Genomic DNA, 11,729 nt, shown 5'->3' with positions numbered 1-11,729 from the left:
GGGGCTGATAAAACAAACCGGCTATTAATGAAGTGAACCCCTACTTGTTGGATGTCCAACTTTATGGAGTCAGCCCATTATAGCCGGGCTTTTTATCAATAAAAGTCTTCTCGACTGAAGGTAATACCAGTGGGGGAAACATCATCTTTATCGAAGTACACTGTGTTTTCTTTCCCATGAATTACTACAGAGTAACCAAAGACAGTATTCTCCTCCTCGCTGATTCCAAGAACGACTCCCTTGCATTTTGCGTACTTACTATTTTTAGCATCCGCTTTAATTTCTACTTCTTGATAAAAATCTATTTTCATAGTTTTCACTTATGCGTAACTTTTCCATCAAGGGAGATATTAAGGTGAGAGCCATCTCGCGTTGCCCAACCTAACTGAGCTTTACCTGTTCGTGATAACTGGACATCCCACTCAAATGCCTGGCCCGCTGTACGAGATGGGCCTTTAACCCATTCATTCCCAAACTTGTCAATGTAACCTTTATTTGGGCCTCTTGGCAGAGGTTGAGATGCAGAGTACCCCTCTGGCGGTATATAACGAATTTTACCTTCATTCGGTAGCTGAACATAGTTGATACGACCTTTAGTCGACCACGGTTGCGCAGCTCCGCCTGTGCCTGAGGGATTGAAAGGTGGCTCTTCTATATAAGCAGGATTCTTACCTGTCTGCGCCGAACTACTTCCCTTCATCCCATAAACCGCGCCACCAATCGCCGCCGTGGTATGAACGCCAGCCATCGCGGTATAGAGGCCGTCTGCTGTCTCCTTACTCACACCCCAGTTTTCAGCGATACGGTTAACGTTGGCTTCGCGCTCCGCTTTCGCATCCGCCGAGGCATACTGCCACATCAGCGCGTCAACCTGACCTTTTCCTTCTTTATAAACGCTGCCCATCGTGCCGATATACTGACCGTCGAGCTGCTGGTCATAACTCTTCGACATCGCTGCCAGTTCCTGCCGCATTCCCTGGCAGGCTGCTGAAGAAAGCCCTTTACAGGCTGAGTCTAACGCTGCATCGAATGCCTTATCTTTCGCATTCAGGTCACTGATTAACTTCTCAGCCTGCTGTTTCTTTTCGGCTTCCAGATACGGCAGCGACCACTTCGCATCCTGACGCTGCTTCTCGCCTTCGGCGTGCAGCGCATTATTTTCAACCGCGTTCTTACCCGCCTGCGCCCCCGCCACCGCATCCGCCGTGCTGTCACCAACCACGCCGCCTGCCAGACCCGCCGCCAGCGTCCCCAGCGCACTTATCGTCTGCCGCTGCTCCTCAGACAGGTCATTACGCTTAACCCCCGGATACAGCTGCTGCGCGATGTACTCGCCCATCACCGCGCCCGAGGCACCCGCCAGCGCCGCATTGCCCGACGCATACGAGGTTACCGCACCCAGCACCGCGTGCGCCATCAGGTTCGCCTGGACATTTACCTTACCGTTCGCGTCCGTGGTCAGCTCATGTATCTTTTCCGCCAGGTACGGTGCCGACGCGCCGCTCACCGCCTGCGCCACGTTCCCGCCCGACAGGCCCTGCACCGCCGCCGTCACCGCGCTGATGCCCTGCTGCAGCGACGAACCCGTGCCGAACGGCTTCATCGCCGTGTCGTAAGCCTGCTTCGCTATCTCATCTGCCGTCGGGTTCAGCTTCCCTTTTCCGGCCAGCTCTTCCCTCGCCGCCTGAAGCGCCGCCGGATCTCGCTGCGCCTTCAGTCCCGCTATCTCGCCCTGCGTCCGCGCGATATCTCCCGCCTGAGCCCCGATTTCCCCGATAAGCTGCGCCGCCTTCAGCCGGTTCTGCTCCTTCTCCTTGTCAAAGATGACGTCCAGCCCCGGATTCGCGTTCGCCACGTCGCGGCTGAGGTCCGCCACGTCCTGCGTCTGCTGTTCCTTATCGCGGATAACGATGGTGCCCTCACTCACCGCCGCCTTCGTGGTGGAGTCCGCGCTGCCGCTGTCGTTCAGCCCCGCCAGCATGCCGTTCGCCATGTTCCCGGCGAACTGACCGCCCACGCTGCCGCCCGTGCTCATGCCCGCACTCTGATGCTCCACCTCATATTCCGCGTGGTTCTCAATATTGCCGAAGCCCAGCGTGCCGGTGTCGAGCCGGTTCTTATCGGCGGAGGCCGTCGAGCTGATGACCGCCCCGTTCAGCTGCGTGTGCTCACCCACCGTGACGTCAAAGCCGCCCTTGCCCGCAAAAATCCCGGTCTGCTCCGCCACGCTCTGCCAGTTGCTGTGCATCTTATCCCGGCTCACGTTCACGTTCGCCGACCCGGTCATTGAGCCGAAGGTAAAGCTGCCGCCCGCGCTGGCGCTCTGCTGCTTGCTGTCGTAGCGGTCGCTGTCCTGCTCTGAGGTCAGCGTCAGGTTGCGGCCCGCGTCCACCTTCACGCTCTCACCGCTGGCCTGCGCGCCCGTGAGCGTCGTGTCGCGCCCGCTGGTCAGGCTGAGCCGGTTGCCCGCGTCCAGCGTGGTCTCGCTGTGCGTCAGCCCGTTGCCTTTTTCGCTGCCCTTCGCCGCGTTGACGCTCGCCGACACGCTGATGCCGTAGCCGCCTGATTTCGCCTGCAACGCAACAGCACCCTGTCCGCTGCGCAGCGTGCTACCGGTGACGATCAGTTTCAGGACCTGCTCGCGTACCAGACGCTGCTCATAAAAACCGTCGCCCAGGCGTTTATGCACCTGTGACGAGCCGTGGCTGAGGAGCGATTGGTGGGTAAAAAGATCCTGGCTTGGTGGCCGAGATCCTCTTTGCTGAGGTTAAAAACCTTTTACTTTAAAAAAGTGAAGTAATGCAAGGCCAATACCTCCGATCCCTCCACCATAAAGTCCAATTTTTGCTCCATGTAAAATATCTTGCCAGGTGGAATTAAACCCATCCCCAAGCAGCCACAGTAGTAACGAGAAAAAAAGTTTTCCACAAACAGATAGAGCGATCATAAACAAAACAGTGGCAGCTAAAATAAATAAGGATTGAAAAATTCTGAGAAGATCATTTTTCATTTCCATCTCCTATTTTTTTGAGCACTTGCTCTGCTGCTTTCCCGCTTCCCTCTGACATTATTGAAGCTCCGATATTACCTATGCTGCTGGGGACTTTGCTCGGAAGCATTTCCTTCGATATCCCCAGTTGTCCTTTGACTTCGGTATATTTCAGCAGGTCAGGATTGAACTTTGGATCCCAGCCACCAGTGATCCATTTACCAGCGGCATTTGTCCCTGAAGAGATCAATTTACCGGCTCCATAACCTAATGCCGATCCTGCACCATTAGTTATCGCACCAGTTAGCGGATCATCGCCATTGATTTGATTCGTTAAGGCTCCTCCAACAGCGTTCCAGATCACTGTACCGGTCAGGCCATTTCCGATGGTGATAACGTTTGTCCAGCCAGCGACAACAGAGTTAACCGGGTTCACCGTGCCATCTTCAGCGTACTGAGCGCCTGCATTAACCCCTGCACCCAGTGCCCACATTGCCTGCGCTGGAGCTGTTAAAGATGCCACGCCGCCAGTTGCCAGCGCTCCCGCAATCGCTTTATTTACCGCCTCGCCGCGCTGGCAGCTAACTGAAGAAGGATCGTCTGCACAGGACATCACGTCTTTACCCTGCTTCTGCACGAACTTTTTCTGTCCCGCTTCGGTTCCACCAAATAAGTTGTTATTAACCGCGTTCTGTCCCGCCTGCGCACCCGCCACCGCACCCGCGGCGCTGTCACCTACAACGCCGCCCGCAAGACCCGCCGCCAGCGTCCCCAGCGCGCTGATGGTCTGCTTCTCCGTTTCTGTCAGGCCGCTGACCGCTTTACCCGGATACAGCTGATTCATCACCAGCTTCGCCATCACCTCACCGCTGACCGCTCCGGCTGCACCAGCCAGCGCTGAGTTGCCGGATGCGTAAGACGCTACCGCCCCAACAACCGCGTGGGCCATCGCCTGCGCTTCCGGGTTGCCTTCCGTCAGCTTATGTATCTGCTCAGCAAGATACGGACTTGCCGCGCCGCTCAACGCCTGAGCCACGTTCCCACCCGACAGGCCCTGCACCGCAGCTGTCACCGCGCTGATGGCCTGCTGCACCTTACCGCCGGTGCCGAACCCGCTCTCCGCGAACGCCTGATTATAGTAGTTGCTGTAAACCTGTTTATTGACGTCGCTTGCGCTGTACTGCTTCGTCGGATCCTTTGCTTTCAGCTCAGCCAGCGCTCTGTCGCGGTCGGTCTGCGTGGCGCCGGACATTTTCTCGTTTGCGGCCCGCGTCGCAATGATATCGCCCTGCGTCCGTGCGATATCCCCCGCCTGAGCCCCGATTTCCCCGATAAGCTGCGCCGCCTTCAGCCGGTTCTGCTCCTTCTCCTTGTCGAAGATGACGTCCAGCCCCGGATTCGCGTTCGCCACGTCGCGGCTGAGGTCCGCCACGTCCTGCGTCTGCTGTTCCTTATCGCGGATAACGATGGTGCCCTCACTCACCGCCGCCTTCGTGGTGGAGTCCGCGCTGCCGCTGTCGTTCAGCCCCGCCAGCATGCCGTTCGCCATGTTCCCGGCGAACTGACCGCCCACGCTGCCGCCCGTGCTCATGCCCGCACTCTGATGCTCCACCTCATATTCCGCGTGGTTCTCAATATTGCCGAAGCCCAGCGTGCCGGTGTCGAGCCGGTTCTTATCGGCGGAGGCCGTCGAGCTGATGACCGCCCCGTTCAGCTGCGTGTGCTCATCCACCGTGACGTCAAAGCCGCCCTTCCCGGCAAATATCCCGGTCTGCTCCGCCACGCTCTGCCAGGTGCTGTGCATCTTATCCCGGCTCACGTTCACGTTCGCCGACCCGGTCATTGAGCCGAACGTGAAGCTGCCGCCCGCGCTGGCGCTCTGCTGTTTGCTGTCGTAGCGGTCGCTGTCCTGCTCCGAGGTCAGCGTCAGGTTGCGGCCCGCGTCCACCTTCACGCTCTCACCGCTGGCCTGCGCGCCCGTGAGCGTCGTGTCGCGCCCGCTGGTCAGGCTGAGCCGGTTGCCCGCGTCCAGCGTGGTCTCGCTGTGCGTCAGCCCGTTGCCTTTTTCGCTGCCCTTCGCCGCGTTGACGCTCGCCGACACGCTGATGCCGTAGCCGCCTGACCCGACGCCGATGCCTACGCCGACGCTGCCGCCCTTGCTGCTGTTTTTCCCATCGGTGCTCTGCGTGTTCTGCGCCGACTGCAGCAGGATGTCCCGCGACGCATCCAGGCTCAGGTCGCCGCCCGCCTTCAGCTGGCTGCCGGTGATGCTGATGTCGCCGCTCTGCGCCGTACCGTTTTTGCCGGTTGCCGTGACGGTCAGATTCCGGCCCGCCGTCAGCGTGCTGCCCTTCGACTGACTGCTCTCAGTACGCGCTTCGCTTTTCGACGACTGACTGCCGTACGAGGCGCTGACGCCGATGGTGTTGGTCGAGCCCGCCTGATAGCCGTCCTGCCCCGGCTTCAGGTCGCCGGCGGCATTGTGTGCGTCCGCGGCGGCGGTGTTAAGCCCGTCCATCTGAGCTGCCTGCGCCGCCTGCACCCCGTTCAGCGCCGCCTGGGTGTTCTGCAGTGCGCTGACACGCCCGCCACCCGACTTCCTCGCCTGCTGCGCGCTGCTCACTGCCGTGTTGAGCGCGCTGCCTGCCGTGCCTGACAGGGCGATGCGCAGACCGCTCTGTTTCTGCTCGAAGGTTTCCTTACGGCTGCGTGAATCAAAGCCCGGGTCGATAGTTACGCTGTCGCCCGTCAGGTTCATGTCCTGACCTGCCACCAGGTCTGCGCCGCCGACGTGCAGCCGGTTGCCCGCCGTGATATCCACGCTGCCCTGGCTGCTGCCGATGGTGCTGACGCTCTGGCTCTGGGTGGTGCCTTTCTCATCAATTTCGTGCCGCGTGGACTGCTTGCCGACGGTGAAGCCGATGCCGCCGCTGCTCATCAGCCCGCTTTTTTTCTTTTCTTTCAGCTGGTAGTGGCTGTCGGTCTCGGTTGCCGCGCCAATCTCCACGTCGCGCCCGGCCCGCAGACTGACGTCCTGGTCGGCAGCCACCGCCGAGCCGGTCACCGTCAGGTCGCGTCCGGCGATGACCGCGACGCTTTCGCCGCTCAGCAGGCTGCCGTTCTCACGGGTGGTAACGTCCCGCGTCACGCTGTGACTGCTACTTTTGTTCAGCAGGCCTTTATTCTCTGAGCGTTCTTCACTATAGAGTGACTCACGTTCGGTGGCGGTGTTGAGCACCACGTCCTGTTTCGCCTGAAGCCCGACCGCGCCCTGTTCGCTGTGAAGCGTACTGCCGGTCACGGTGACGTCGCCCTCGCGCCCAATCACTGTTACGCCCTGCTGCCCGCTGAAGGTGCTACCGGTGCTGCTCTCGCGCACGCTTTCTTCTTCACGATGGGTGCGGGTATTACCCTCACGCTTGTTTTCGCTGTCCTGATCGAGCAGGCTGGCGCGCGCATCTTTAATGGTGACGTTCTGCGCGCTGACGCCGATGCGGCCCTGGGTACTGTCAACCTGCGCGCCTTCGGCCAGCAGGTTATTACCCGCCACCAGCGTCACACCCTGGTCACCGCTCAGGGTGCTGAGCACCAGGCGATCTTCCGTGCGGCTGTTGCTGACCGATGAAGTCCGGCTGCCAGCCTCAAGATGGGTGGTATTGGTGGTGGTTTCAGCGCCGATGTGAATGTCGCCGCCAGCCTGAACCCGGGCAGAGCCGGAGGCGCTGGCCTGGCTACCGATCAGCGTCAGATCACGCCCGGCCGAGAGCAGAAGATTGCCACCGGCGTTAAGCTCGCTGCCCTTTGCCTGCTGCCACTGGCCGCTGACCTGCGCCATGCGCCTGCCCGCTTCTTCTATGCCGCTGCTGGTGCGGTTACCCATCGCCCCGGAGATCACGTTCAGGCTGCCGCTGTGACTGCTTTTCGCGGCACCGATCGCAAGGTTGTTGCGCGCGCTCAGGCTGAGGTTATTGGTGGCATTGAGTTTCGCGCCCTGCAGCCGGATATCGTTGCCGCTGAGGCTGATATCCTCAGCACTCATCGTCGCCTGACGCAGGGCATTCTGCAGATCGGTACTGATCTTCAGCGTCTCCGCCTTCACATCAATGCTGCCCGCCTTAATGTCGCCGCCCAGGTGCTGAAACTGCCCGCTGTCGATGGAGAGCGCCTGATCCGCAAAGAGGTTACCGGCATTGGTCACGCTGTCCGCTGAGAGCTGCAGGTTACCGCCGCCAATCACCGCGCCCGCGCCAGTCAGGCGCAGCGTGGTCTGAGCCAGATAAACTTTCGGCACCCACACCGTCTGAGGGCCGTCTGCCGTATCAACCGTTTCGCTGACCAGCCAGACGATATCCTGTTGCAGCGCCGCAATCTGCTGCGGCGTCAACGCCACGCCCGGCACCAGATGGAAATCCTGCGCCACTTTAGAGCCGTTGTTCATTAGCTCCTGATACTGCGCCATCGCATCCCAGCCGTTAACGGAAGGCCTGCCGGTCAGTTTCAGGACCTGCTCGCGAACCAGACGCTGCTCATAAAAACCGTCGCCCAGGCGTTTATGCACCTGTGACGGGTCGTAACCCACCCGTTCAAGCAGATAGTCGCTGCTGATAAATTTGCTCTTGCTGGTAAAACGCTCGTCAGTCACGATCAGATACGGGCTGCCCGCCGCGGTATGCTGGCTGAACAGACCATTATTGGGGATGGTTGTGGCGACTTTCTCCAGCTGTTGTAGCGCCGTCAGGGCCAGTTCAGCCGGTAACAGTGGGCGACCCGATGTGTTATCACCCGTCGTAAGTTCTGTGTCGCCGTCATGGCGGGCGACGCCGTCTACGGTGAAGGCCAGGCCACACGGTATTAGCTGGTCAATGATTGAGGATATTAAATACCCTTGTTAAAACCCCTATTACCAAACTGATGCCCAAAACATTTTCCAGTTTTCATATCGACGTAAATATTTACGGGAGTAGAGGTCTCAATCTCCATCCATGACTTGTTTTCTACATCTTCGCTAGAAGTCTCAACGATATAGCATTCAACACCATCATAAAAAGCCGTTTTAATGAAAGTAAATTTCTCACTCCATCCCACTTTATGTCGGGATGCATAGTCACGAGCGGCGTTCTTAGCGTCTTCTAGGTTTATCATTGCTGAATTCCATAATAGACATTGTACATAGCACCGCCTACAACAACCGGCCCAAGAAGCACGCCAGCTGCTTCATGTCGAAGTGCGGTAAAGGTAATCTCATAGTTATTGGTTAACGGAAATTTGAAACCATCAATAACATAACGTGTTGACATCCCTTTCGCTCTCATTAGCCCAACCATCTCGGCAAATGCTTCTTCCAGATACCGTAAAATATATGACCTGTTGTAGGAGCTAATATACATAAAGGCTCTAAGCTCCCGAAGCAGATAAAACTTTGGCGCAATGGAGGAATGTACCCGCTCATGATATATGGCCGCCAGAACATCCTCAGCCGCTTGTTCCGCTGTTTTTAATGTGCGGTCGTAGGCTCTGCCAATAGTAATGTCACCCCATAAATTAGTTGAACCTAACCCGGCATTTTGCCTATCAGTAAAGCGGATTTTTGGGCGATACCGCCAGGATGAAGAAGTGTTTCGGGGGCCATTCATTGCGCGGCCCACTGATGCGCTGTATTTAGGCATACGTATATTTCTGTATGAATGCCTGAAGGCGTCGCGAGGGTTCTTTTTCAGTAAAATCGCCATCACAGTATCTACGCCAATCATGGTAATGGCTGCAGCTAAATAGGCAGCCGCATCATCAAGATCACTTTCAGTTCTGGCTTTGTATGTTGTCTTACCGAATTCGTAGAGCTTTTTTGAAGCCTCAACAGCCACACCACCTACGGCAACCCAACCCGCCACAATCAGAATGAGGTCAGCTAACTCACCAATACCAAAAAAGTGTGCACCAGCCCATAAACCAGTTATTGCAGCCATTGTGGCCAATGCTTGAGGGGTCAGCATTGCCAACAATTGTTGGCCGACATCACCAGGCAGAATTTTTGCAGACTTAGTGATGGAAACTTCAAGTTTTTGCTGCATATCCATATTTGAGACATTCATCTAAACACCTTTTAGAATTATTTTCACGCATCTGCTGACGCAACTGTTGCCCGGTTTCAATCGCCTGGCCTTCTTCGCGGGGATTATCGGCTGGCGGGGCTGCCATCACCGGGAAAGCAGAGCAGAGCAGCGCGCCTGCCACCATGGCGAGCAGACGCACTGGCGGATGACAGAGCGATAAACAAATCCTTTTCATGAAAATTCCATTTCACTAAATGTAACCGGGTGTAAATTCTGGCGAATTATCCATCAGGAGAGGGGAAAAACAAGAGGGCTGGCTATTTTTAGGGCGGTTTCTTAACCACCGGATTGATGAAAAACCTTAGAGTATTACAGGAGAAAAATTAACAATTAAACTTTTGATATATCGACATAATATTTATAACCTGGCGCATCACAACAGCCGATTTCTGATGACCGGCAATGGCAGTTTAGGCACTTTAGCGTATTCATTTGCACCCTAAAAAATGGCCGCTATAGCGGTCACACTCAGGTATGAGTCGAAGACATCAGGCCAAAAAAATCCCATAAAAAAAGGGACGATTGCTCGTCCCTTTTTCGCACAACAAATAGCATTACTGTAGCAGTGAGATATCCGCGACCTGCAGGAACAGCTCACGCAGTTTTGACAGCAGCGTCAGGCGATTAACCCGCACCGCCTGATCGTCGGCGTTAACCATCACTTTATCGAAGAAGTTGTCTACCGCAGTACGCAGCTGTGCCAGTTCGACCAGCGCATCCTGATAACGACCTTCAGCGAAGTAAGGCTGCAGCTTGCTGCTCAGCGCAGTGACAAAGGTCGCCAGCTGGATCTCTTCATTCTCTTTCAGCAGCGACGCCTGCACGCTCTCATTCAGCGTTTCAGTCGATTTTGCCAGAATGTTAGAGACGCGCTTGTTCGCCGCCGCCAGTGCTGCGGCTGCTTCCAGCGTACGGAAGTGCGACACCGCTTTCATGCGTGCATCAAAGTCAGCCGGACGGGTCGGACGACGCGCCAGAACCGCCTGCAGCGTGTCGATGCTGTGACCCTCTTCCTGATACCAGGCGCGGAAGCGACCCAGCATAAAGTCGATCACATCATCCACCACGCGGGCGTTGCTCAGCTTGCTGCCATACAGGCGCACCGCTTCTTCGGTCAGAGTCTGCAGGTCAAGCGGCAGGTTTTTCTCGACTATGATACGCAGCACGCCCAGCGCCGCACGACGCAGTGCGAACGGGTCTTTGTCGCCTTTTGGATGCTGACCAATGCCGAAAATACCGGCCAGCGTATCCATTTTATCGGCAATCGCCAGTGCACAGGCGACAGGGCTGGACGGCAGATCGTCACCGGCAAAGCGCGGCTGATACTGCTCATTCAGCGCCACCGCCACATCTTCGGCTTCGCCGTCGTGACGCGCGTAGTGCATGCCCATCACGCCCTGGGTGTCGGTGAACTCGAAGACCATGTTGGTCATCAGGTCACACTTCGACAGCAGGCCCGCGCGGGTGGCGTGATTCACATCTGCGCCAATTTCACCGGCAATCCAGCCCGCGAGGGCCTGAATGCGATCGGTTTTATCGCGCAGCGTGCCCAGCTCTTTCTGGAACAGCACCGTCTCCAGACGCGGCAGGTGATCTTCCAGACGCTTTTTGCGGTCGGTATTAAAGAAGAACTCCGCATCGGCCAGGCGTGGACGTACCACCTTCTCGTTGCCGGAGATAATCTGACGCGGATCGCTGGATTCGATGTTGGTGACGAAAATGAAGTTCGGCATCAGGTTGCCGTCATTGTCATACACCGGGAAATACTTCTGATCGCCTTTCATGGTGTAGACCAGCGCTTCCGCAGGTACCTTGAGGAATTTCTCTTCAAAGGTCGCGGTCAGGACCACCGGCCACTCCACCAGCGATGTCACCTCTTCCAGCAGGCTGTCGCTGATATCAGCGTTGCCGCCTAAACGGCGTGCTGCTGCTTCAGCATCGGCTTTAATCATCGCTTTGCGGACCTGATAGTCGGCAATGACCTGGCCGCGTTTTTCCAGCACATCAGGGTACTGATCGGCGTTGTCGAGCGTGATTTCGCTTTCACCCATAAAGCGGTGACCACGAATAACCCGATCTGACTTAATGCCCAGAATGGTGCCTGGGATCAGCTCATCGCCCAGCAGCATCGTCACGGTGTGAACCGGACGAACGAACTGCACATCGCTGTTGCCCCAGCGCATCAGTTTTGGCACCGGCAGCTTGCTGAGCGCGGTAGCGATCATTGCGGGCAGCAGCGCCTGGGCCGCTTCGCCTTTGACCTGAGCGCGATAAACCAGCCATTCGCCTTTATCGGTGGCGAGACGTTCAGCCTGATCGACGGTAATGCCGTTGCCACGCGCCCAGCCTTCAGCGGCTTTGGTCGCGTTGCCGTCAGCGTCAAACGCCGCAGCGACCGCCGGTCCGCGCTTCTCTACTTCCCGATCGGGTTGTGAGGCGCTCAGGTTGGCGACTTTCAGCGCCAGACGACGCGGCGCAGCAAACCAGCTGACCTCGCCGTGGCTCAGGTTAGCGGCATCCAGTTCAGCAGTGACCTGCGCGGCAAAGGCTTCTGCCAGGCTGCGCAGGGCTTTTGGTGGCAGCTCTTCGGTGCCGATCTCCACCAGGAAGGTTTGTTCAGTCATGGCTGC

General features: G+C 57.3%; 6 protein-coding genes and 3 pseudogenes. All 9 read right to left on the bottom strand.

Annotated elements, in window-relative coordinates:
* Positions 1-95: 95 nt before the first annotated feature.
* Entirely contained in the window at positions 96-311 is a 216-nt protein-coding gene (locus tag AC6I8B_RS00385) for an Imm31 family immunity protein (protein ID WP_050482658.1), read from the bottom strand.
* 5 nt (positions 312-316) lie between these two features.
* Positions 317-592, bottom strand: a pseudogene (locus AC6I8B_RS00380) (polymorphic toxin type 17 domain-containing protein); the annotation flags it as partial.
* Between the two features lie 342 nt (positions 593-934).
* Positions 935-2,602: pseudogene (locus tag AC6I8B_RS00375) on the bottom strand (VENN motif pre-toxin domain-containing protein); the annotation flags it as partial.
* Between the two features lie 165 nt (positions 2,603-2,767).
* Positions 2,768-3,010 (bottom strand): hypothetical protein, encoded by a 243-nt coding sequence (locus AC6I8B_RS00370; RefSeq protein ID WP_033768452.1) that lies wholly within the window; start codon positions 3,008-3,010, stop codon positions 2,768-2,770.
* Positions 3,000-7,829 (bottom strand): annotated as a pseudogene (locus AC6I8B_RS00365) (hemagglutinin repeat-containing protein); the annotation flags it as partial. The pseudogene AC6I8B_RS00365 and the gene AC6I8B_RS00370, both read right to left, overlap by 11 nt.
* Positions 7,830-7,864: 35 nt before the next feature.
* Positions 7,865-8,131: a hypothetical protein gene (locus AC6I8B_RS00360; protein ID WP_052270955.1), complete on the bottom strand. Its 267-nt coding sequence runs from the start codon at positions 8,129-8,131 to the stop codon at positions 7,865-7,867.
* Entirely contained in the window at positions 8,128-9,078 is a 951-nt protein-coding gene (locus tag AC6I8B_RS00355; protein WP_157354081.1) for a hypothetical protein, read from the bottom strand. The genes AC6I8B_RS00360 and AC6I8B_RS00355 overlap by 4 nt, the downstream gene beginning before the upstream one ends.
* Positions 9,041-9,274: a hypothetical protein gene (locus AC6I8B_RS00350; protein WP_071998009.1), complete on the bottom strand. Its 234-nt coding sequence runs from the start codon at positions 9,272-9,274 to the stop codon at positions 9,041-9,043. The genes AC6I8B_RS00355 and AC6I8B_RS00350 overlap by 38 nt, the downstream gene beginning before the upstream one ends.
* Positions 9,275-9,653: 379 nt before the next feature.
* A complete protein-coding gene (gene glyS / locus AC6I8B_RS00345) occupies positions 9,654-11,723 on the bottom strand; it encodes a glycine--tRNA ligase subunit beta (protein WP_064690441.1) in 2,070 nt (689 codons plus the stop codon).
* Between the last annotated feature and the right edge of the window lie 6 nt (positions 11,724-11,729).

This window comes from Pantoea sp. X-Soil-ISGK-285 (genome assembly GCF_059730815.1).
This window is presented reverse-complemented; position numbering and strand designations above follow the sequence as displayed.